Source organism: Paenibacillus sp. DRB1-1 (assembly GCF_052119485.1).
Taxonomy (GTDB): Bacteria; Bacillota; Bacilli; order Paenibacillales; family Paenibacillaceae; genus Paenibacillus; species Paenibacillus polymyxa_B.
This window is the reverse complement of record NZ_JBODQH010000001.1, coordinates 622,717-646,049: the sequence shown is the minus strand read 5'-3', so window position 1 is coordinate 646,049 and position 23,333 is coordinate 622,717. Positions and strand designations below refer to the sequence as shown.

The 23,333-nt window shown below is 44.4% G+C and carries 22 protein-coding genes; 15 read left to right on the top strand and 7 right to left on the bottom strand.

What is annotated here, in order from left to right; genetic code table 11:
- Window positions 1–3 precede the first annotated feature (3 nt).
- A complete protein-coding gene (locus tag ACQW03_RS02900; RefSeq protein ID WP_441948168.1) occupies window positions 4–1,386 on the top strand; it encodes a lanthionine synthetase C family protein in 1,383 nt (460 codons plus the stop codon).
- A gap of 179 nt (window positions 1,387–1,565) precedes the next feature.
- Here the strand turns inward: ACQW03_RS02900 and ACQW03_RS02895 are convergent, their stop codons facing one another.
- Both ACQW03_RS02895 and ACQW03_RS02890 read right to left on the bottom strand, forming a co-directional pair.
- The gene (locus ACQW03_RS02895; protein ID WP_441952288.1) at window positions 1,566–1,784 is read right to left on the bottom strand and encodes a helix-turn-helix domain-containing protein; all 219 of its coding nucleotides are present in this window, start codon (window positions 1,782–1,784) and stop codon (window positions 1,566–1,568) included.
- 362 nt (window positions 1,785–2,146) lie between these two features.
- Entirely contained in the window at window positions 2,147–2,518 is a 372-nt protein-coding gene (locus ACQW03_RS02890) for an ISL3 family transposase (protein ID WP_441952286.1), read from the bottom strand.
- A gap of 492 nt (window positions 2,519–3,010) precedes the next feature.
- Here ACQW03_RS02890 and ACQW03_RS02885 point away from each other — a divergent pair, with 492 nt between their 5' ends.
- Window positions 3,011–3,604, top strand: coding sequence for a hypothetical protein (locus tag ACQW03_RS02885; RefSeq protein ID WP_220031041.1), 594 nt, complete (start codon window positions 3,011–3,013; stop codon window positions 3,602–3,604).
- Here the strand turns inward: ACQW03_RS02885 and ACQW03_RS02880 are convergent.
- Complete coding sequence (locus ACQW03_RS02880; RefSeq protein WP_076292525.1) at window positions 3,601–3,939, bottom strand: helix-turn-helix domain-containing protein; 339 nt, start codon at window positions 3,937–3,939, stop codon at window positions 3,601–3,603. The genes ACQW03_RS02885 and ACQW03_RS02880 overlap by 4 nt on opposite strands.
- 724 nt (window positions 3,940–4,663) lie before the next feature.
- Here ACQW03_RS02880 and ACQW03_RS02875 point away from each other — a divergent pair.
- A complete protein-coding gene (locus ACQW03_RS02875; protein WP_014599622.1) occupies window positions 4,664–4,762 on the top strand; it encodes a hypothetical protein in 99 nt (32 codons plus the stop codon).
- A gap of 220 nt (window positions 4,763–4,982) precedes the next feature.
- Entirely contained in the window at window positions 4,983–5,432 is a 450-nt protein-coding gene (locus ACQW03_RS02870) for a DUF6386 family protein (protein WP_160789799.1), read from the top strand.
- Between the two features lie 133 nt (window positions 5,433–5,565).
- Here ACQW03_RS02870 and ACQW03_RS02865 read toward each other — a convergent pair whose 3' ends face one another.
- On the bottom strand, window positions 5,566–6,696 hold the full coding sequence (locus ACQW03_RS02865) for a phosphodiester glycosidase family protein (RefSeq protein ID WP_441948165.1): 1,131 nt from the start codon (window positions 6,694–6,696) through the stop codon (window positions 5,566–5,568).
- A 132-nt stretch (window positions 6,697–6,828) separates the two neighbouring features.
- Between ACQW03_RS02865 and ACQW03_RS02860 the strand changes: the two genes are divergently transcribed.
- From ACQW03_RS02860 to nspC, 7 genes are all read left to right on the top strand, one after another.
- Window positions 6,829–7,299, top strand: coding sequence for a DUF7716 domain-containing protein (locus ACQW03_RS02860; RefSeq protein ID WP_076292529.1), 471 nt, complete (start codon window positions 6,829–6,831; stop codon window positions 7,297–7,299).
- A 54-nt stretch (window positions 7,300–7,353) separates the two neighbouring features.
- The gene (locus ACQW03_RS02855) at window positions 7,354–8,667 is read left to right on the top strand and encodes a hypothetical protein (protein ID WP_220031044.1); all 1,314 of its coding nucleotides are present in this window, start codon (window positions 7,354–7,356) and stop codon (window positions 8,665–8,667) included.
- Between the two features lie 155 nt (window positions 8,668–8,822).
- Window positions 8,823–9,446 carry an SMI1/KNR4 family protein gene (locus tag ACQW03_RS02850; protein WP_220031045.1) on the top strand — a complete coding sequence of 208 codons (624 nt, stop codon included), beginning with the start codon at window positions 8,823–8,825 and terminating at the stop codon, window positions 9,444–9,446.
- 180 nt (window positions 9,447–9,626) lie between these two features.
- Window positions 9,627–11,507 carry a molecular chaperone HtpG gene (gene htpG, locus ACQW03_RS02845; RefSeq protein WP_441948162.1) on the top strand — a complete coding sequence of 627 codons (1,881 nt, stop codon included), beginning with the start codon at window positions 9,627–9,629 and terminating at the stop codon, window positions 11,505–11,507.
- A 154-nt stretch (window positions 11,508–11,661) separates the two neighbouring features.
- Window positions 11,662–11,922 carry a bacteriocin immunity protein gene (locus ACQW03_RS02840; protein ID WP_071640204.1) on the top strand — a complete coding sequence of 87 codons (261 nt, stop codon included), beginning with the start codon at window positions 11,662–11,664 and terminating at the stop codon, window positions 11,920–11,922.
- Window positions 11,923–12,237: 315 nt separating this feature from the next.
- Entirely contained in the window at window positions 12,238–13,437 is a 1,200-nt protein-coding gene (locus ACQW03_RS02835) for a saccharopine dehydrogenase family protein (RefSeq protein ID WP_013309649.1), read from the top strand.
- A gap of 8 nt (window positions 13,438–13,445) precedes the next feature.
- Window positions 13,446–14,585, top strand: coding sequence for a carboxynorspermidine decarboxylase (gene nspC / locus ACQW03_RS02830; RefSeq protein WP_013309650.1), 1,140 nt, complete (start codon window positions 13,446–13,448; stop codon window positions 14,583–14,585).
- A 141-nt stretch (window positions 14,586–14,726) separates the two neighbouring features.
- Here the strand turns inward: nspC and ACQW03_RS02825 are convergent, their stop codons facing one another.
- Window positions 14,727–15,224, bottom strand: a complete 498-nt coding sequence (locus ACQW03_RS02825) for a hypothetical protein (RefSeq protein WP_441948159.1) — start codon at window positions 15,222–15,224, stop codon at window positions 14,727–14,729.
- Window positions 15,225–15,533: 309 nt separating this feature from the next.
- Between ACQW03_RS02825 and ACQW03_RS02820 the strand changes: the two genes are divergently transcribed.
- Together ACQW03_RS02820 and ACQW03_RS02815 are read left to right on the top strand one after the other, a co-directional pair.
- Window positions 15,534–16,049: a hypothetical protein gene (locus ACQW03_RS02820; protein WP_071640207.1), complete on the top strand. Its 516-nt coding sequence runs from the start codon at window positions 15,534–15,536 to the stop codon at window positions 16,047–16,049.
- A 69-nt stretch (window positions 16,050–16,118) separates the two neighbouring features.
- Window positions 16,119–16,637, top strand: coding sequence for a GNAT family N-acetyltransferase (locus tag ACQW03_RS02815; protein ID WP_220031049.1), 519 nt, complete (start codon window positions 16,119–16,121; stop codon window positions 16,635–16,637).
- Between the two features lie 14 nt (window positions 16,638–16,651).
- On the opposite strand, the gene ACQW03_RS02810 is transcribed toward ACQW03_RS02815, so the two are convergent.
- The gene (locus tag ACQW03_RS02810) at window positions 16,652–17,092 is read right to left on the bottom strand and encodes an N-acetyltransferase (protein ID WP_441948157.1); all 441 of its coding nucleotides are present in this window, start codon (window positions 17,090–17,092) and stop codon (window positions 16,652–16,654) included.
- A 1,167-nt stretch (window positions 17,093–18,259) separates the two neighbouring features.
- Here ACQW03_RS02810 and ACQW03_RS02805 point away from each other — a divergent pair.
- Complete coding sequence (locus ACQW03_RS02805) at window positions 18,260–19,999, top strand: SGNH/GDSL hydrolase family protein (protein ID WP_441948155.1); 1,740 nt, start codon at window positions 18,260–18,262, stop codon at window positions 19,997–19,999.
- 22 nt (window positions 20,000–20,021) lie between these two features.
- Here the strand turns inward: ACQW03_RS02805 and ACQW03_RS02800 are convergent, their stop codons facing one another.
- Complete coding sequence (locus ACQW03_RS02800; RefSeq protein WP_441952284.1) at window positions 20,022–20,150, bottom strand: helix-turn-helix domain-containing protein; 129 nt, start codon at window positions 20,148–20,150, stop codon at window positions 20,022–20,024.
- Window positions 20,151–20,274: 124 nt separating this feature from the next.
- On the opposite strand from ACQW03_RS02800, the gene ACQW03_RS02795 reads away from it, so the two are divergent.
- Entirely contained in the window at window positions 20,275–23,142 is a 2,868-nt protein-coding gene (locus ACQW03_RS02795) for a glycosyl hydrolase 115 family protein (protein WP_441948153.1), read from the top strand.
- The last annotated feature ends 191 nt before the right edge of the window (window positions 23,143–23,333 follow it).

Here is a 23,333-nt window from a genome sequence, read left to right as displayed (position 1 = left end):
AGGGTGAAAGCGGCAAGTGCGGTATCAACACAATGGATCCCCTTAAAAGGGGAAGTTAGAAAGCAAGTAGCACAAGTGTTGCAGGCGATTGTGCAGCGTTATAAGGATCCTGATCAGGTACGTGCCCAGATGAAGCAAGTTCCTGGGCAAGTGATTGAAGGGAAACAGGTAGCACGATGGTCAGACACAAGCTTCTCGGGTGGATTTACAGGTATTTGTGTATTAATGGGACAACTGGATCAGTTATATCCTGATGAAGGTTGGGATATGGTAGGGCATAGTTACCTGCAAAAGATTCAACAGGTAATCGAACAGCAAGGTATTCATACTCTATCTTTATACAGTGGGTTAGCGGGTATTTTGATAGGCGTCCGTGCTCTGTCACGAAAGAATACGCGCTACCAAGGCATGCTAGATACACTGGCTAGTTGGTTCGAGGAAGCCGTGTTAAATTATGTAGAGATATGCAAAAACCAGTGGGAAGAAGGGCAATTGCGTATTAGTCAGTACGATACAATCGAAGGTTTGACAGGAATTGGACGAGTTGTGTTGGCTTTCTCAGATCGACCGCAGATGAAGATCATCTGGCAACGGATTGTTGAAGTAATCCATGTCTTCTGTGGGGAAAAAGATTATCTAGGACATCGGATCCCTGCTTGGCATATCCCGTCTGCGAATCAGTTCCTCGAACATGAAAAGGTGCAGTATCCAAATGGGAATTTTAACGTAGGTCTATCCCATGGTATCTCAGGACCGCTGGCTTTTCTGAGTCTATCGCAATTGCAGGGCATGACAACAGAAGCGATGCGTGCAGATCTACGGCGGCTCACCGAGTGGACATGTCGATGGCGAGTGAGCGGTGAAGCGGGAACGTTCTGGCCGGGGCGAGTCGCTGTTGAAGAGGTACTTCAGGGTGAATTGCATCCGAGCAGTATCCGAGACCCGTGGGACTCCTGGTGCTATGGGGTGCCTGGGATTGCACGATCCATCTGGCTAGCTGGGCAAGCGATGGATAATCAGGAATGGAGCGCAATTGGATTGCAGGCGTATGTAGAGATAGAGAATCGCATCCAGACTATGGGTGGACTCACCGCCTCTACCTTGTGCCACGGTGTAGGGGGACTGCTTCATATGATTCAACGTATGTATTCGGATACGGGTCATGTGACGCTTGGCGTGATGCGTGATGAACTAGTTGTGGCTGTGCTGGATAAGTATGCGGCAGAGTCGAAGTTTGGTTATTATGATGAACATTTTGTGAATGGCAAGTATGAGCAAGTGGATGAAGCGGGCTTTTTGACGGGTGCCGCGGGCGTGGCACTTGTGCTAGCTTCTTTGCTTTACGAGGAAAGCCCGGATTGGGATATGGCTTTGTTGATACGATAGGTTAACACCATACTACCGAACACCGCCGGGACTGATGACAGAAGGGTCTGAGGGAAAAATCTTCAGACCCTTTATCCATGGGTATTTCACAAACGATGTGATTCTTCATTGGTCTGGCTAGAGCTTCAAGCATTCGTAGAATGTTGAGGGGCAACGTCGAAAAGAGGCAGTATGAGCAGTCAGCTCGTTCCCCCGTCGTTTTTCAAACCGGGGAAAGTCACTTCGGTAAATATCTTCTGCTTAGCTTCATCCGCCGCGGCCAAGTTATACGTGGGTTTGGTGTGATTGAGTCCAAGTCGGTGCACCATTTTAGAAATACCACGCAGAGAATAGGGATGACCAAACTCCCGCTTGATGTATTCGCCAATAAGAGATAGAGCCCAACAATATTTTTTCAGAAATCCGACTTCGTGTGGAACCGCGTAGTCACTTGTAGTTCGACTACTTATTTGTAGACCGTTCGTTCCGTTCTGTCGATGATTTCTGAGATCTCTTGTGCATTCTTTTCTTTCAAATGCTGATAAATGTCTTGATAATGCTCGAACATACGCCTATCTTTCTCCTTTTTCATCAAAGCTTCAATTCAATAAATCCTTGTGTCTGTTCCATATTTTCACCGTCGTTTTTATGACCTTATAGTTATTTCGGGTTATTCGTAGTTTAGCGTGGGTCACGTAAATCTATAAAAATCGGACAAGGGAATCGTGTTCGGTGAGATGAGCGGGTTGTGGCTCCAAACTGATCGCGGTTCTCTTTTGTTTTAAATCTCGACTTTCTTCAGCTTAAGTCTGCCAGCGAACAAATAAATCGTCGTCTTCAGGTTTTTGAGCGACCTGTAGCCGTGTGCCCGTCGTTTGGCACATTGAATAAGACCGTTAATGACCTCCATAATACCGTTTGTTATTTTCGATGTAAACCACTTTAAGATCCCTGTTGCATGCTGACGAATCGTTTTCGCAGATTTCACCATATCAGGGATTTGATTATGTGTTGCCCAAAAATACCAGCTATCCAAGAACACTTTCGCTTTCTCAGGCGTTTCCTGCTTCCACAACTTCGAAAATGTGAGCTTCAAGTGATACGCTTTTGCCGTTTTCAGATCTTCATCCTTGAGACTCTTTGCTTGTTTTATAGTTTGAAGACAAACCCTAGTCTGATGAGCGAAGAAATCAACGCCGTAAATACCACGAGGTAATCTGCGTAATGGGGTTTTGGTATCTTAAATAGAATGCCTAACAAGAAGAAGAGTAAAAGGAGCGGAACGGCCTGCGTCTACCGTCTCTGCTTTTTTTTCGTATTATTAGGTCAGCCAGAAACTTCTGGTCGGCCTTTTTTTTGGCTCCAGAGCATGGAGATTACAGATAATTTAATTGAACTGCTCATTCAGATTGTTCACTGTATCGGCGTTCGGGCTGAACGACCTGCGGAAAGTGGGCAATAAGTACGGTATCTTATTTAACCTAGCACAATCTGCCGTCAATAATCCGGATGGAATTGTACGGGATGTGATCTTTCTAATCGTCAACGAGCAAACATTGAGGGATCTAGTAAAAGAGAGCAAGCATACAGGCCCGGCTTATCGCGAGAAAGTTCATACGATTATCCGTGCTTCCTATGGGAGCCATTGGGTATCCTGGACTTCCGCTCCAATAACGAGGTTCATCAGCCAGTAATCCTCGCGCTGGAACTGGTCAAAAGGTATTCAGATACAGGCCAACACTATTTACCCCTGTTGGAAGATGTCCCGATTGATGGAGTCATACGTAACGTTAATAGAGAAATCATTGTAGAGAAAGACGAGAAAGGGCAAGAGCGCATAAATCGTATGAATTATGAGATCAGTGTTTTGCAAGCATTAAGAGATAAGCTTCGCTGTAAGGAAATATGGGCGGTCGGTGCGAACCGATATCGGAACCCGGATGATGACTTATCTACCGATTTTGAGGAACGACGTGAAGAAAACTACAAGGCCCTAAAGCAATCTTTGGACGCCCATGCCTTTATTGAAATGCTGAAAGAAGCTATGAAAGATGGATTGGAGAAAATGGATCGCGGGCTATCCAAAAACGAAAAAGTTCGAATTACAGAGAAAGGGAATGGTTGGATCAGTTTATCACCTTTAGAACCACAAACAGAACCCGTTAATTTATCCCGTGTAAAGTCAGAGTTACTACGACCTGATACTTCCCCAATTTTGAAAACAAAAAAATCCTTTTAATTTGTAATCTCCCTTATCACATTCTTCGCCAAACGTACTTTCTCAGGACTCGATTTTTTGAGCATCGTAATAATTTGTATAACATCTTCATCAGACTCCATAATTTTAGGGTCCTCGCTTACATATGAAAATAACTGAATTAAGTTTACGTCTAGTGCTTTTGCGATCTTAGCTACATTTATCAAAGAAACATTCTTTTCTCCACGTTCAATCTGTCCAATGTATGTAAAATGAAAGCCACCTTTTTCCCCAAGAGCTTCTTGTGAGAGGCCTTTTTCTTTGCGTAACACTCTAATTCTAGCCCCAACTAGCTTTAATACTTCTTTGTCCTGCATTTGTCTACACCCCTTCATACTAAAAAGTGTAGACAAGATTTTCTTGGGTAAACATGAGATTAAGAATCGTATATTTAGCATTCATTATATCTATAAGTATTATTTTAGGATATAATAAGACTAATATTGAAATTCTCTGGAGGAATAGATATGAAAGAAGCTCCTTCTACCTTTATTCCAAGTCCCACCCAACCATCCAGACCCTCACAACACCTACATAAATCAATAACCGATTTCCACACTCTATCTCAATACCACATGAAACTAGCCCAAATCCTGTACAAGCACAATCAAGTCCAATGCTGCATTATCCTATGTGACTGGGCTTTGACCTCCATGTTAAAAGCTATATATATGAAAGAAAACAACAGCCTTTTCCCTCCCGGATTCCTGTCCATGACTGACCTGCTGCACTTATTACATACCGAAACCAACCCGGGATTGGATGTTGTCGTATTTATAGGCACCACTCAATTTCTTTCATCCCAGTTAGAAACCCCGCTCCTTCAAAAAATGAAGTACAAGGATGTGAGCAGGTTACTGCGAAGAACGGACGACATTCTCTGCCAGTTGTCATCCCGAGTCATTAGCGATCTATCTCAAACGTATCAGTCCATTTTCTGAGTAGCCCTTCCATGGCAAATAAACTTGCCGATTCGCCCTGTCGTTATCCGCTTTTCTTCATACGATAAGAGTAAGCTTTAACGCAAGGAGGGATTCAGACATGGGTGAAGTAGGTTACGGTGGAGCATGGACATCCACAGGAGCGATTTTGGTATTGTTTATTTTGTTGGTAATTATTACTAAGTCTTTTCTGATCTAACAGCAGGTTAGCATCGCTTAAATCTACAAATCGGTCTTCTTTCACGACATCGTGAGGGAGGGCTTTTTTATGTAGAATGGGTGTTAGCCCAACATGTTGTCTGGTCCTGCAAGCATTGCTATACTTTACATACAGGGAGATTTTCCCTCAAGTATATTGCAATATGGATAGCGTAAGACGTGGAAAAACAGAAATTCGCTGACCAAATCAGGAGGATCGCATGATGAATACGGCAAGCAGTCCATTTCAATTTACAACAGACACGGCGACTCTTTGCTTATTTGATACGCAAGCACTTAAGCACCGCTTGGACGATGATCCGGATTGGTGGTCCATCGAAGAGGACGAGCTGGGCGAGTTGAACAAAGGAAATGTAGCTTTTTTGAATCTTGGAGCCGATGGGACCTATGAGGTTGTGATGACAGATCATATCGACAAGCCTGCTGTACGGCTGTTTTTGAAGGTTCCCTCAGGCAACCTATTTATTGGAGCAGGGGAGGAAGCCACAAGTGGTGGACTGGAGCCTGAATGTGTATGGGGAGGGACGTTCCTTTCTGTGCAACCGGGACTTTATGAATGCTTGGCGAGCAAAGAAGACAACCGTATTTATCTTTCTTTAAAAAAAGGAAGCGAAGGCAGCAATAGCTTTACAGGTCTGATTCGATTGTAGGTTGCAGGCTCAACCCGTAACGGCCCATACAAGCCACCTGAACCGGTGGAAGCAGGAACAACTGAAACCGGGGGAAATGAAAAAAGGGTTATCCCCACGGCTTACACATCCGTGAAGATAGCCCTTTATCTGTCTATTGATACTTTACAATAATGGCATTGCTGATTTGACGGCCGGGTGTGGTAAGGTAGGAGCCGTTGTAATACAGTCCGCTGGAAGCACCGCCGTCCAGGTTCATGGCCTGATAAGCGCCAGCCTGCTTCATCAATTGGGCGAGCTGCGGAATGGTCGCTCCGCTTGTGGTCAGGAGGATCAGCTTATGATCCCTAGTAATTCCGAGTGCGCTGCGGGCACCGCCGCCTGTTAATATTTTAGGGTCCTTGAAGCCTTCGGCTTTGACATTTAGGGAAACCTGTCCGTTCGTGACCAGACGAGGCCCAGCTTGCAGGGCACCTTCGACGCTACCTTGGCTTAAGCGTTGTTCAAAGGCAGAACCCGACATTAACTCAGATAAATGGTTAGCATCGTAGGTGAAGACCGTCCGTTGGTCGCCGGAGCTTTTTTTCAATATCTTTCCGTGACTGACTAGGTAGCCGTAAGGCGTTTTGTAGGAGCTTTTGGTATAGGCGTCAAAGAATGTGCCATTTATGGCTACAACCGCTTGATTGCGTTTGGCGAGACTGCTCAAGTCTTCCACTTTGCCGATAGTATTGCCTGCCAGAGCCACACCCAGGCTTACCTTGGGATGGAGCATAGAGATGGTGACCACCTTAGCGGAAAAGGTACGAGATCCGACCTTGAAGCTTTTATGAGCCGTCGTAATGGGTGTAGTATTTCCGGGTAGCTTACCGGTAAGTACCGGAAGCGTGACGGACGTTGTACCCTGCTTAATGCGTACAGCTGAGGTTTCCTTTTGCCATGAGACTTGCAGGTTTAGATATTGGCTGATGAACTGCAAGGGTACATAGGTCGAACCATTATCGGTAAAAGGAGCATTTTGCAAACGGACCGTTTGATCGTTCACTTTGGCAGTAGATTTTCCGGTAAATAGGGTAATCCGAGTATTGCCTTGCGCAATTTCTATTTTTTTGTCCGCTGCCGTCATGTTGAGTGTGATCCCTTCATAGCTGTTCAGGAGACGAAGCGGGATGAACGAGTGGTTACTCTGGTCCACATAGACCAGCATAGGTGCTGGGGCAGCAGCGTAGATCGGGGATACAAGTAATAGCAAGGACAGGATGACAAGTGCGGTGATTCTTTTCATGAATAGATCAATCTCCTTATGTAGTCTTGACACTTTACGAGGTGCTTGTAATTATATCGGGTTTTATAAGTTATAAATGTATGTTATGCGAATTTTGAGTGTTTAGCTGATATAGGAAGCGGGAGGTTGGAGATGAGCAGGTATGAGACAAGACTTGAGGATTACCGTCGCAGAGAGCGCCCGTCCTATCGTGTATTTGAAGGATTACAGGAATTGGTGCGTAGCGTGGGGCAACTGCATAATAACTGGTTATATGTGAATGTGGATCAATGGGATCAGGACCCTGTTCACACACCGATTTATTATTGGGATGAGCATTGGCTGGAGGAATGTGCAGAGAAGGGTACAGCCATAACCAACGAACAGGACGAGTATATTCCCGAGTGTGTGTCGGATCGTCAGGTTCAAACCTGGTTTGAGCTGGCGACCTTCGAAAGTATTGTGGAAGTCCTTAAGGCTGCCGGACAGCCAGTGACGCTTCAGATGGTGATTATGGCGGTAAAATACTATGACAAGCGAGATGCCTATCTGGACTATGAAGAGGTGAAGGCAGTAACAGACCTGTGGTCTGTGCTGACAAAGGTGAGAAACCACCTTACATAATGAACAAAGCCTGTAGAACAAACGGGGCATACATACACTGGATGGGGGAAGCAAATGAGTTGGTTGAATCATGAAATGGCAGCAAAGTGGCGACAGGAAGGGAAAAGGTATGCCGCAGATGTGAATGAATTTGTCAGAGTCGGCATGGAAAGTGAATGGCAGCAGGAGCAATCAGAGCCAAAGCGGGACGAACGCCCCAAGATGGCCAAAGATATTTTTCGTATGATTCAGGAGGCAAATCAGGCTGGTGAAATGGAGCAGTTACGTCGAGAGATTCCAGCCGCGTCTTGGCCGCTTACACCAGCGTTCGAGGAAGCTTTGCAAGCCGTTAGGCCGATAGCTTTTGTGAATGGAGGCAATGAAATCATTGTACATGCGGGCAATCCTCGGGAACGTGGGACGATCTATGTGACGGGAAAAGATAGAATCTTGCAAATCCCCGGACTGCATCGAGTAGGCTGTTCGCCGGACGGGACTTATTTTGCGTTGGTGGATGGACAGGGGATTCGTATTGTTCGTCAACCGGACCGAAATCTGCAAGGAGAAGAGACAGCACATTTTCAGTGGAAGGATATACAAGGACGCTTAAAAGCATCCATTCCTGATCTGGAGTGCTTGGGAGATGAGGATCATCCTGAGGATATATTAGATGAAGTGATTCCGTTTGGCGATGGACAGCGACTTCTGCTGGTCTGCGGTTACGGCGTTTATTTGCTGGCTGGTGATCAGGTGGATTTGATTCATCCCAAGGCGTCTGAACGGAGAGAACTAAAGCTGGAAGACACGATTGTGGATATGGCCCATGGAGCTGTGTCGAGGGATGGACGCTGGATCGCTTACGGCAGCCAGATGAGTGAGCATATGCTTATGGATCTGTCCGATAAGACGGTGCATACATTGGAGCCAAGTTCTAGTTATCCGCATTATGCTCTGTTTTCCAAAGATGATCTGGATGTCTGGTATAATGCCTGTCATTTCTACAACGGTGCTACCATTCAAGTGTCGATTGCTGAGATGGAGCAGGGTCTTGCTCAGAATAAGGAAGAATGGCCGATGATGAATGAAGAAATGCGAGTATACGCCGCAACAGCGCTGACACAAGGATCTATTTTGGGTGATGCCTACGGTTATCTCCGTCTGATTGACAGGGAGGGTCGTGAACTTTGGCGCTATTTTGTCGGCAGTACGATATCCGGGCTGGCAGTTTCACCTGATGAAGGTATGTTAGCGGTTGGAACGTATGGCGGTATGCTTCATTTGATTGATTTGCAGAGCGGCACGAAGGACGAATATAGCATTGGCACCGCGCCATTTCACGAGACAGCGCGTTGGGTGATCTGGCGGAACTACGAGCCATTGCGCTGGTAATACTAATATTCCGCAAATGGTGATAAAAGCAAGTTCTGATAAGCTGAACTTAAAAAGTGTAGTAGCACATGATTACAAAGCTATTTTCAGATAGAGGGCATTTGGCATTAACCCATGATGCAAAATGTGAATAGAGAGGAAAGAGGTGTGAGGACATGGACAAGAAAGCGGATATTCGTACTTCCATGAAAGAACTATTTGCTCAGATGGATGAAGCCTTTTTTATGGATGTGGAAGAAAATGTTCCAATTGAAATGCGTGATGGGAATGTCGACGAGGAGGGATGGATCAAGTGGAAGCCTCTCCCTTCGCAGATTACTGAACAGGAAGTTCGGGAGATGGAGGAAAAATACCATTTTGAGCTACCGCCCCTGCTGAGGAGCTTTATCATGTCCTACCATTATGTATCTTTACAATTCGATAATGAATCGATTCCGGGAGTATACTGGAGCGATTGTACGTTTGTTGAGTTTCCACGACTGCCTGTAGGTCAGGGCTTAAAGGCATTTTATGATTTGCTCGATCAATGGTCACCTCTGCTGTCAGCAGGCTACATTCCCTTTGCAATAGCAGAGGACGATCAGGGTCCCGTTTGTTTAAATGCAGGCAGCAGACATAAGGACGGCGATTATCCTATTGTTTGGTTCTTTCATGAGGACCTACAGCATTTGGATGAGGATGAGCTACGAATCAGAAGTAATCTGCTTCCCCATGTACAGGGGCTGTTTCCATCTTCTGTCGAAATGTTTAACGTGATGTTTAAGCACATTAGACACTAGCGATTTCCTAAAATGTAATTTTACTGCTCAGGCAACCGAGATATTGACATAAAAAATGAGGAATGTTATAAAAAAGGTAGGCTAGCACTCGAATGATGGGAGTGCTAACAAAGTTGAATCGTTTGCATAGCTCATATCTGCTGGCCTTACATAGGTTCATATCTGAAAGGAGATATCCGAATGGAGAAAAAACAGTTTCAGGCTGAGTCCAAGCGTCTGCTAGAAATGATGATTAACTCGATTTACACGCAAAAAGAAATTTTCCTAAGAGAGCTGATCTCCAATGCAAGTGATGCGATTGACAAAATTTATTACAAAGCATTGACGGATGATCAACTGGTCTTTGACAAAGAAAATTATTATATCAAAGTAACTGCCGATAAGGATAACAGAACGCTAACCCTGCGTGATACCGGGATTGGTATGACCAAGGAAGAACTAGAAAATAACCTGGGTGTTATTGCTAAAAGCGGCTCACTGGCATTCAAAAATGAAAATGAATCCAAGGATGGTCATGACATCATTGGTCAATTCGGCGTCGGCTTCTATTCAGCTTTTATGGTAGCTGATGTGGTTACAGTGACTACCAAGGCTTTGGGAAGTGATACTGCTTATAAATGGGAATCCACAGGTGCAGACGGGTACACCATTGAAGCAGCTGAGAAGGACGAGGTTGGAACCGAGATAGTTCTGAAAATCAAACCAAACACCGAAGATGAGTCCTACGACGAATATTTGGACGAGTATCGTTTAAAAGCACTGATTAAAAAATACTCCGACTTTATCCGCTATCCGATTAAAATGGATATTACAGGCAAGCGTCTGAAAGAGGGAAGCGACAACGAGTTCGAGGATTACGAAGAAGAACAGCGTATCAACAGCATGGTTCCTATATGGAGAAAAAACAAAAGCGAGCTGACCGACGAGGATTATCAAAATTTCTATGCGGAAAAACGCTATGGCTACGACAAGCCGCTCCAGCATATCCACGTCAGCGCGGACGGCGCGGTGGTGTACCAGGCTATTCTGTTTATTCCTGAAAATATCCCGTTTGATTTCTACTCCAAAGAATATGAAAAAGGGCTGGAGTTATATGCCAACGGTGTGCTGATTATGGAAAAATCTCCTGACCTGCTGCCGGATTATTTTAGCTTTGTCAAAGGTATGGTTGACTCCGAAAGCCTATCACTCAACATTTCCAGAGAAATGCTGCAGCATGACCGTCAGCTGAAGCTGATTGCCAAAAATATCGAAAGCAAAATCAAAGGCCAATTGCTGACCTTGCTCAAAAATGACCGGGAGAAATATGATCAATTCTACAAATCATTTGGCAGACAATTGAAATTTGGTGTCTACAACGATTACGGCAGACATAAAGAAACTCTCCAGGATCTGCTCATGTTCTACTCTTCTACAGAGAAAAAGCAGGTTACTTTGGACGAATACGTATCACGTATGCCAGAGGATCAGAAGTATATTTATTATGCTTCCGGCGAGTCCAACGAGCGTATTGAAAAACTGCCGCAAACCGAAATGGTGGCTGACAAAGGCTACGAAATTCTGTACTTCACCGATGATATTGATGAGTTCGCTATTAAAATGCTCTTAAGCTACAAAGAGAAAGAATTCAAATCTGTGTCTAGCGGCGATCTGGGAATTGAGCCTGACGAAAACGAGAAAGAAACAGAAGCAGAACAAAACGACAACAAAGAGCTGTTCGAGTACATGAAGGGCTTGCTGGAAGGCAAGGTATCCAGTGTTAAAGCCTCCAAGCGCTTGAAGACACATCCGGTATGTCTGTCCGCAGACGGTGAAGTGACGATTGAGATGGAGAAAATCTTAAACGCCATGCCTAATAACGCTGATGTCAAAGCGAATAAAGTGCTGGAAATCAACGTAAACCATGCGGTGTTCAACTCTTTGAAAGAAGCTTTTGCCGAGGATAAGGAGAAAGTAAACCTCTATACGGCATTACTGTATAATCAGGCTTTGCTGATCGAAGGCTTGCCGCTGCAAGATCCGGTTGAATTCACGAATGATATTTGCAAAATCATGGTTTAACAAGCTTTACTGTATAGAGCCGTTCCCGCACTGGGGGCGGCTTTATTTATCATAAACGCTCCTTAAAGCTCCATAATAGGTCATATAGCGCTTACAGAAAAAGGGATGGGCCCACACAATGCCGATCATACTCAATACAAAGGAGGGCGATTACATGAGTCTAGATCGAGCCAGCGAGGAACTCCAAAATTTAAACCGAAGTGAGCTTATACAGTTGGTGGAAAAAATCATTAGAGGTGAGGGAACAGAAGCGGAAATCGAAAGCATGCTGACCATAGTGATGCAAAATACGCCCCATCCGGGGATCAGTAATTTGATCTACTGGGATGATCGTGATTTGAGTGCGGCAGAGATCGTAGATGAGGCATTACGCTATCAGCCCATAATTTTACCCCCACATGAATCTTCTTCATAGGATGCGGAGGGGTGGTCTTTTGTTTAGAAATAAGATAATATTAACTCTTTAGGGCTATGAGCATTATATTCAAAAAAACTTCCGTTAAACGTGTGCTGACTTCCCTGGTGTGTATGGGGTAATGTTTGTTTTCTGCTCACTTTACGGAGTTTTTATTCCTAATTTTGGGATTTGTAAAGTTTTTGTGACATGCTCCTGTGAATTTTGATACAGCAAATTGTCGTTTTTCTTGATTATTTGGTGGGATGTCTTTATAATCATTTTGTTTGCAAGAATGATTAGCGATTAGCGTATGGAATAAGGAGGTTATTTATTTTGGGAAAAGCATTGATTATTGGCGCCGGTGGCGTGGCCAGCGTTGTGGTGCATAAATGTTGCCAAAACCCAGATGTATTTGAAGAAATTTGTATCGCAAGCAGAACTGTTGAGAAATGCGATGCTCTTAAAGAGAAGCTGGGTGGAGGTCGTACGAAGATACAAACGGCTCAGCTTGATGCTGACAACACCGACATGGTCATTGACTTGATTCGAAGCTTTCAACCGGATGTAGTTATCAATGTGGCTCTCCCTTATCAGGATTTGACGATAATGGATGCTTGCCTTGAGACAGGTGTTCATTACGTTGATACGGCGAACTATGAACCGCCGGATACGCCGAAGTTTGAATACAGCTGGCAATGGGCCTACAAAGAAAGATTCGAAAAAGCAGGAATTACAGCTCTGCTGGGCAGCGGTTTTGATCCAGGCGTAACTGGAGTATTTACGGCTTATGCTCAAAAGCACTACTTTGATGAAATTCATACGATTGATATTGTGGATGCGAATGCAGGGGACCACGGATATCCTTTTGCAACTAATTTTAATCCGGAAATTAATATTCGTGAAATTACGGCGAAGGGCCGTTACTTTGAAAACGGAGAATGGATTGAAACTGAGCCACTTTCTGAGAAAAAGGTATACGACCTTCCTGAAATTGGACCGAAAAATATATATCTTTTGTACCATGAAGAACTGGAATCTCTTGCAGTGAATATTAAAGGCGTGAAAAAAATCCGCTTCTGGATGACGTTCTCGGACAATTATCTGAATCATTTGAATGTACTTCAAAACGTAGGCATGACTTCGATCGAGCCTATTGATTACGAAGGACAACAAATCATTCCACTGCAATTCCTGAAAGCTATTTTGCCAGACCCGGCTTCTCTGGGACCAAGAACAAAAGGCAAAACGAACATTGGTTGCATCATCCAAGGCGTAAAAGATGGAAAGCCAAAAACATATTATGTTTACAATGTTTGTGATCATGAGGAATGTTATGCAGAGGTTGGCTCCCAAGCCATTTCTTACACAACTGGTGTTCCTGCCATGATCGGCGCAATGCTTATCATCAAAGGTATCTGGAAAAAACCAGGCGTTTACAACGTTGAGGAATTTGATCCAGATCCATTTATGGAAGCACTAAATAAACACGGATTGCCATGGCAAGAGAACTTTACGCCAACGTTGCTTGATTGAGGCCTGCGATGAATATTGATATTACAGGACTTCCATCACCTTGTTATCTTGTTGACGAAAGACTACTTGTCAAAAACCTTGAGGTTTTAAATTCCGTCCAAGAGCGGACAGGCTGCAGTATTTTGCTCGCTCTTAAGGGATTTTCGATGTTTTCGACCTTTCCTCTGGTTGGCAAATACTTAAAAGGCGTAACCTCCAGTTCGTTGTTCGAGGCACGACTTGGTCGCGAAAAAATGGACAAGGAGGTTCACGTATACGCACCTGCTTATGTTGACAGTGAATTTGACGAGCTATTGGAGTATGTTGACCATATTGTTTTCAACTCCTTTGATCAACTGAAACGCTACAAAAGCAGAGTGCAAGGCGTAACTTCCAAAAAAATTGACATCGGCATTCGGGTTAATCCGGAATATTCGGAAATCGAAACGCCGTTGTATGATCCTTGCTACAACAACTCCAGAATGGGTGTGACCCTGGCTAACTTTAGACCTGAGGATCTGGATGGCGTGGACGGTATTCATTTTCATACGATGTGTGAACAGAATTCAGATACGCTGGAGCGCACCATTAAAGTTGTGGATGAGAAATTCGGGCCATACATTAAGAACATGAAATGGCTCAATTTCGGCGGCGGTCACCATATTACCAGAGAAGACTATGATCTGGACACGCTGGTACGCTGTATTCAATATTTTCAGGATAAATATGGTGTGCAGGTTTATCTGGAGCCAGGCGAAGCTATTGCTTTGAATACTGGATATCTGGTGGCTACCGTATTGGATACGATGAAAAACGGAATGGATATTGCCATTCTGGATACTTCGGCTGAATGTCATATGCCTGATGTTCTGGCTATGCCATATCGCCCGAATATCATTGATGCAGGCAAGCCTGGTGAGTATGCTTACACCTACAGACTTGGTGGACTTACGTGCTTGGCTGGAGATGTGATTGGAGACTATTCCTTTAAAGAGCCATTGAAGCCGGGAGACAAGCTTGTATTCTGCGACATGGCCCATTACACGATGGTCAAAAACCACATGTTCAACGGAGTCAACCTGCCAGCCATCGCCAGCTACAACGACGAAGAAGGCATCAAGGTAATCCGTCAGTTCTCCTACGAGGACTTTAGCTCACGTTTGTCGTAAGACTTACACAGAGGTAAAAGAACTGAGTGCACCAAATGGAATGACTGAACTACAAAAGCCTCGCCCCTTGAGAAAGGGGTGAGGCTTTTTGGCGTAGTTAGGATGTATTGATTCTCTAAACTACTAAGTAAATACATAATTTTAGTTAGGTTGAGTAGAGACTTTATAAAAGAACGTTCTGCCTGTGTAAGGTTCAAGTCCTGGTGCTTCGACGACTAGGTAGTATTCCTTACCTTTTTCAAATTCTACATCTAAAAAATAATGATCGTCTCTTGAACGACTCAATTTATGACGATTACTATCATAAACAGTCATTTGCAACCAGGAATCAGGGTATCTGTCTCCCTGAATTGTAAAATGAACTTTTTGGGATTCATAAGCCTTAAATTTAAATACATCATAGGCTTCCCAGACTCCAGGTACCCCCTCTTTACCAAGGGTTCCAATGATAGCATCACCTACAAAAAATGGGTTAGCTTGTTCGAAGGTGCCATTTGGTTCCTGTTCATTTCCAGTAAGGGTTGGAACAGCAATTAGTTGCTTGTTTGCTGTAGGATTTGTTTCTTCGGCTACAGCGATACCAGCAGTAGTACTCAGCATAAGTGTAAGACCTAAGGAAGCTAAAAACGTTTTTTTCATGAATAAACTACCTCACTTTTTAGGATTTATATTCATTTATATGAATATATTAGTAATTTGTCCGAATTAATTGTATATCAATCACTAGAAAATTGGAATAATAAAAAGGGATATTTATCAATAAAATAAATATAATAGAACATTTTGTTACAAAATTGCATTTTTTGTATTCACAAGTTTGTCCCAGGGGTTCTGATTAAAGGTTAGGTTTCTTGGAGGAAAATATATATGGTATACTCATTGGATTAGGAACAAATTTGTACATGATTTGGGAAATAAATTGTAGCGATAGGCAGAGGTGAATTGCACATGTTCGACCCGACGGTTTTTGATAATTTAAAAGTGGCCATAGAAAATACAGTATACGATCTGGATAATTTGGATTCACGTATTGACATTGCACAGCGGATTGACAGATTGGAAATGTCTGTGATGTCACGTGAATTTGCTGTCCAATTCAGACTGAGAGAACACCCGGGTGTGACAGCAGAGATTCAACTAAAGGCGGATTTAAACAACTTGGCTGCGGAAATTTTGGAAATCAAAGATCAAGTTCCGGGATGTGTCTTGTTGCTGAGTTTTTACATGGAAATTCGTGAGATTGAGTCACAATGCAGCCGGATTGAAAATATACTGACCGAAATTTGGAAGCCCGATCTTCGACCGGTACAAACGCTTAGTCAGATTTACGGAGAAAAGATGTCTACATACCAAAACAGGATTGAACTCCGATTTTCCAGACAAATTAACGAAGATCAGATGGAAGACATTCCAGAGCTGTTGGAACACATATTGCTGACGCTTATGGAATTAAACAAGGTCTAAAGGGTTAGGGCCCTAATGTAAATGACATTAGTAGACCAACAAGTTAACGTTAGAGGAGTTGAAAGTATAATGAATGAACTTGAATTCTCTCAAGTGTATGCGATTATGGAGGCTTCTTTTCCTGAAACGGAATGCAGAACATCCGAGTTACAGAGGGCTCTGCTTCATCATCCATGTTATCGTTTACTTACCAAAAAGGACGAACAAGGGAAAATAATTGCTTTTTTGGCGGGATGGGAGTTTACAGATTTTCGGTTTGTAGAGCACATTGCCGTAGATTCGGCTATACGAGGTGGCGGGTTAGGTAAGGAGCTTATGAGCACGTTTATTTCACAGTCCGGTAAACCGGTAGTACTGGAGGTTGAGCCACCAGTGGATGAATGGACTCGGAGAAGAATTGGTTTTTATGAACGTTTAGGGTTTCATCTGAACCATTTTGACTATGTACAGCCCCCTTTAAGAGAAGGACAGGCTGATCTGCGGCTTCAAATTATGAGCTATCCAGGTGAGCTGGCTGAACAGGATTTTGCTCCGTTTAAAGAGATTTTATATACCGAGGTCTATGGGTTAAATAAGAAGACTATATAGCTAAAGGTGCTTCATTATCGTTCATGTTTTGTCCATGCCATTACAAATTCTTTCTCGTTAGTTTCGGTATCAACAGATTCCGCTTGAATGGTAAATCCATTTTTAGTGTAGAAGTTGAATGCTTTCGTGTTCGACTGGTATACCTTTAAGTGAATCTCATTATGTTGCTTTTTGATCCAATCTAGTAGTAACTTGCCATAGCCTTTTCTTTGAGAATCAACACGTATAAACAGAGCCGCCAAGTATCCATCCAACATGGAAACGAAGCCGCCAATGCTATGATCATCTTGTATGATAACGTAGTTTTGAGCGAGAGGAAGGTACCTGTTTTCCATCTCGGTAACTTGTGATGCCCAATACTGCAGAGCAATAAAATGATGGGCTTCTATGGAAGCATCCAGCCAGATGGCTGCCAACTCGTTGAGCTCTTCCACATTTGCGGGTCTAATCGACATTGTGTCTCCTCCTTCACAGTGCAGTATGTAATCTTATAGATGTTGTTGAAATAAAAAAGACCGTCCGAGGACGGTCTCTACCCGTGGCGCTTAATTAAAGCTTTGATCCGTATCCCGCGCCTCCGTCAACTCTGTAAATTAGAGAATAACGGACCGGGTAAGGGATACGCTCAACATGTGATTATTGATGTTGACGCACCTCCTTTCCTGATGGACCCATTTTACCATATATGGTTTGTGATATCCAGTGATTTTCTTGTATTTATAGAAATGATTCATAGATATTATAATATAAAATTGGCTTGATTTTATGTTCCATGGGAGATATATTCCTAATCAACTAGCTCCTAAATTTGTCCTTGTGGCGATTTAGGAGCTTTTTTTGCATAAGGGATTTACAATGTATTGCCCTATTAATTGAGCCGAAGAAATTTTTGAGCTGTATTCAAGATGAACATAGATGTTGGCGGTCATGGAATAAGGGCTATTCCCAAACTGTGCCCGACTATAATAATTAATCTTTTATAAGGCTAAGTCATATACTTGATTAGAAATAAAGCCTTTTTAAATAGGTGGGTTTTTCCAAGTATTTATTTTCCAAGTCCCTTAAGCCCCCTTTTTTTCTATAAATCTTTAATTTTTACAAAGACGAAAAAGGAGAAATATGCCATACTATGGATGAACAAGGTAGAATCTGAAAGATTGTAGGTAAACATAATCCGAAAGAGGGGAGGTAATTGTTTAGAAATTCAAAGGTAATATTTAATGATAATGGGAATTTGCAAATAAGCGATTTGGAAACAGCAGAATGGTCGGAGAATGCCATAGTTTATAGTGAAAACGATTACAAAATTACCGCTGGTTTCAAAGACTCCTCCGGCTGGTATTGCCGGATAAGAAGCAACGGGTGGCGGACAAGGAGCAGAAGGGGGAAGGAGACAACTTGTAGACTACATATGACAAAGGCTACGAGGAGTGGACATTCATGCTGGAGCCGGTAAAGGGAATGTAGAAGGTTACGTTCATATTTTTGCCGGGCTCTAATTTCGACTTTGGTTGGTTCTGGTTTAGTTGATTGTACTCCAGGGAGTATTGGTGTGTTCAAACACGCTCCTCACTAGCAGCATTGTCCTTATCCACTAATAAAAAGTAAAAGGAGACATTTCCATGAATGACAGTTTTTTAGGACTTACGCAGCAGGATGAGATGGAAGGCCCCAAGGCGCCTAAAGACCCGGTGACAAGACGAAGTGGATTTTCCGTTATGTATGAAACCATGATCGAAGGAACCCCTCGGCCAGACGGAAGCTTTGCCCAGGAGATTTATTTGGAGGGGAGGCTGGCTGATAAGGCCAAGTATACGGGAGGAGTTGGAGATGAGGACATACTGGAGCTACTAACCAATTGCGAAGGCTTGCGCCGATTGGTCCATAGTATCGGGATTACCGTGAAGGCGCATAATCCAGAAGTAGCTGATGTTCGGTTTGTGTACCATAACTGGGGTAAAACCAGCAAGTACGAATCCGGCACCCGCCTTGAGCTTATTTGTCCGGCAGATGGCTCTGAAACTATGCTGGTTATGGAGGAATACGACTGGTCTTTGGATGATGATGTTCCAGGAAGCTTCGTCTTTCTCTTCGACCGGGTGGGAGAACTGGCTACAGTCAACATTACGTTCTACCTGCACGACGGGTTCCATGTTCCCGAAGTTTCCATGGAGGAACCGGTGGATTTCGATTCGCAAGCCTATCGCGAGATGATTGCTAAATCACTTTTGAATAAAGGCAATAACAAAAGGCTCAAGGCTGCAATTGAAAAGGCCAAAAGAGGAGAAGAGGTGACTGTGGCCTATATTGGAGGCTCCATTACACAGGGGGCAGGGGCCGTTCCAATTCATGAAAATTGCTATGCATACCAGTCCTACACTCTTTTTAAGAAAAAATTTAGTAAAAAGGGTGGGGAATCGGTTCAAATGGTAAAAGCAGGCGTAGGCGGTACCCCATCGGAATTGGGTATTGTCCGCTATGATCGGGATGTGCTTCGGGAAGGAACGGTAGAGCCGGATATTGTGGTAATCGAATTTGCCGTGAATGACGCGGGTGATGAGACAAAGGGAAATTGTTATGAAAGCCTGACATTGAAGGCCTTGAACGCATCCAATAAACCTGCGGTAATTTTACTGTTCAGTGTGTTTGTCGATGACTGGAACCTGCAGGAACGGCTGTCACCTGTGGGCTGGAATTATGATCTTCCTATGGTCAGCGTAAAGGATGCTGTAGAGGAGCAGTTCCGGCTTTCCAAGGCAGGAGGAAATGTGATTTCTAAACGACAGTTTTTCTTTGACATCTATCATCCGTCCAATGCCGGGCACCGGGTAATGGCTGATTGTTTGGGATGGCTGTTCGACATAGCAGATGAGGCATCACCCGATCAGACGGATGTGGATACCAGTAAGCCTCCTGTCATTGGTTGTGATTTTGCCGAAACAAAGCTGCTTGATCGCAGTAATTCGGGGCATATTGCCACAATCAATATGGGTAGTTTCACCGAAACTGATACAGACCTGCAAATGGTGGAAATGGATGATCACCCGTACAGCTCTCCCCAGTTTCCTTATAACTGGATGCATCATCCGGAAAATGGTGCCTCCGAATTTAAAATAACCATTTGTAGCAAACGTCTTATCCTGGTGTTCAAGGACTCGGGGAATAGCGATTTTGGATGCGCGGATATTTGGGTGGATGAAAAATATTTCAAGACAGCCGATCCCCATGAGAACAATTGGACACATTGCAATGCCGTAATATTGTACAACGAGCAGGTGTCCAAGGAGCATACGGTGGTGATCCGCATGGCTCCCGGACATGAAACAAAACGCTTTACTATACTTGGATTCGGATATATTTAAGAATTTATCTATTTCAAAGTTCTTATTTTTTTCTTACTGAGGATGGAGAGTAGCCCCTCATTGTTTTAAACAGATTACTGAAATAAAAAATATCGTGAAAGCCGCAGCGCTCGGCTGTTTCCGACACGTTGAAGTCGCCTGAGGACAACATCATCATAAGCCAAATTCAAATAATCTCCTCCTCATATGATGAAAGCGGTATCTTTTATGGCATGTCAGAAGCGCATAACCAAGGTTGATTATGAACTAGAAAATGAAACGAAGGTGCTGTGATTATGAACGATTCAAAGCAATACTCAAAGGAAGCGGCCGTTCTCGTACAGAAGGGCAAGGCGACCCCCATATACACCGATGCGAAGGGAAACGACTATGACGGTATTCGGCGAGTCTCGTTATCACTGGCCAAGGACATTGAGCTGGTTACCGCCGTTTTGCCCAATCTGATTACAGACAGGGCGCAGTTAAGCGGGATCGCGGTCATCGTCGGCTCCGCCGGACATAATGATATCATTGATTCCCTGATTACGGAATACAGGCTTGATGTTTCAGATTTGCAGAATCGCCGGGAGGCCTATATGATCCGGGTTTTAGAGCGTCCATGCCCGGAATTAGATAAAGCCATTGTTATTGTGGGCAGTGATAAGCGGGGGACACTGTATGGGCTGTACCATATTTCAGAACTGATTGGAGTCAGTCCCTGGGTGTATTGGGCAGATGTACACCCCTCGAGGCGGCAGGAATTGGTCTTTACCAAGGAACAATTGGAATACACTTCTAAAGAGCCCTCCATTCGTTACCGAGGTTTTTTCCTGAACGACGAATGGCCTTCACTGGGATCATGGTCGAGGGATCATTGCGGGGGTTTTAACGAAGAGATGTATGAGAAAATATTCGAACTATTGCTGCGGCTGAAGGGCAACTATCTATGGCCGGCCATGTGGAGCGCTGTTTTCAGCGAGGATGGGAAAAGTCACCCACTGGCTAATGCTGAGCTTGCCGAGGCATACGGCATTGTGATGGGTACCTCCCACCATGAGCCCATGTTTCGAGCCGGCGAGGAATGGAGAAAGATAAATCAACATTATGGGGATAGCGGCTTATGGGATTATTGGGCTAATACAGAGGCCATTACGAAATTTTGGGAGGATGGTGTCATCCGTAATAAGCATTTGTCCAATATGATTACGCTGGGAATGCGCGGCGAACAGGATTCGGCTCTTGGTGGCACCCTGGAGCAGAATATTCAGCGGCTGAAGGACATCATTTTGACCCAGAAGGCCTTGTTGCATAAGCATGGCCTGGACAATGCACCGCAAGCATTGACGATCTACAAGGAAGTGGAGACATTCTGGCATGGGACAGATACGGTTCAGGGTCTGAAGCATTGGGAGGTGCTGGATGATGTGACCATCATTTTGTCTGATGATAACTTCGGCAATATGCGGAAGCTTCCCGAAGCCCCAGATCGGAAACGCAAAGCTGGCTGGGGGATGTACTACCATTTTGATTACCATGGTGGCCCCCGGTCTTATGAATGGGTTAATACGGTTCCGCTTGAGAAAACATGGGAGCAGATGTCTCTGGCCTATGACTATGGAATCCGAGATCTCTGGATTGTGAATGTCGGCGACTTGAAGCCGATGGAACTGCCCATTTCTTATTTCATGGAGCTAGCCTATGATTTCGAGACCTGGGGAACAGGAAATCCCAATCGTACGGGAGAATTTTTGCAGACATGGACGGAGCGACAGTTTGGTCATGCTGCTGATGAAGAGACCACCGAGGGCATTGCCCGGGTTTTGGCGGACTATACAAAAATGAATGGGAGCCGCAAGCCGGAAGTGACCTATGCTGACACATACAGCTTGCTTCACTACAACGAAGCGCAGCGGGTGCTGGAGAAAGCGATCCGGTTGGAGAAGGACGCCCAGACGTATTATGAACTTGTGCAAAAAGAGCAGAAGGATGCCTACTATCAGCTTGTGTATTATCCGGCCGTAGCATCGGCCAATGTGACCAAAATGCAGATATACGCGAGCTTAAATCACAAATACAGCGGATTCCAACCTCAGAGCGTTCTTGCCAATCATTATGCGGCTTTGGTGGAGGAAGCCATTGCCAAAGATGTACAAATGCAAGAGGACTACAATAACAAAATTTCCAGAGGCAAATGGGAGGGAATGATGTCCTCTGCCCATATCGGTTATGTAAACTGGAATGACGAAGGCTGGCAGTATCCAGAGTTCAATTATTTCGAGCCTAAGGAAAAAGCGATGATGATTGTTGATGTAGAAGGGACAAATGGAGGGTTTACCACTGGAACGTTAGCGCTCCCGCCATTCACTAGTTTGCAAAAGGAACGCTACCGTATAACCGTCAGTAATGCCGGAAAACAGGCGTTTGCTTATCATCTGGAGACTGACGCTGACTGGATCAAGACTGATCCAACGCATGGAAGCGTTTTGACCGGGGAAACCATTGAGGTGGATGTCGATTGGGGACGGCTTGACGCATCGGCAACGGGGGAAATTATGATTGTCTGCGGCGATCAGATGGTAAAGGCAACGGTCGTCGCAGAGGTTGTACACACCGATAATTTGCCCGATCTGACCTTTGCTGAAGCACACGGTGTGATTGCAATTGAAGCAGAGCACACTTGTGGCCGGGAAGCTGCTGGGGAGCTTCGCTGGGAGATAATCAAGGGATATGGACGCTCCTTGTCCTCCATGAAGATGTTCCCGACAACAGCTCTTTTTGAGCGGATCGAAGACGCTCCATATCTGGAATATCGTATCTGCACCGCGGAAGAACAGATCTATAGCTTAACGGTTTATGCAGCCCCGACTAATCCTCTGGGAGAGGGTAGACGGCTGAAATATGCGGTGGCTTTTGATGGTCTTCAACCGGTTTTGACAGATATGCTGCCTCTGGAGTTTGCTGCGGGCGAATCCCGGCATTGGTCAGAGTCCGTTATGAATAATATCCATACTTCCACAACGCAGCATTCATTGACTGCTGGCATGCACACCCTACGATTGTATGTGCTGGATGCAGGCCTCGTGCTACAGAAGCTGGTCTTGTCCCGCGAGCCGCTTCTCTGCTCTTATTTTGGCCCCGAGGAGAGCTTCTGTAAGGAAGATTAGTATCAATACCTATTTCTTCGTAAGCGGTATTGCCGACAGGCATACAGCTGATCAGCTAAATGCTCTGCATTAACGGCGGGAACGCTAGGCCGGGACACTTCAACCCGCGGGGCAAATTTGATATCTGAACCGTAAAAGTGATTGCGCTTTCATGTATACAAGGCAAGGTTCATTTAACGAAGGGGGAGAAG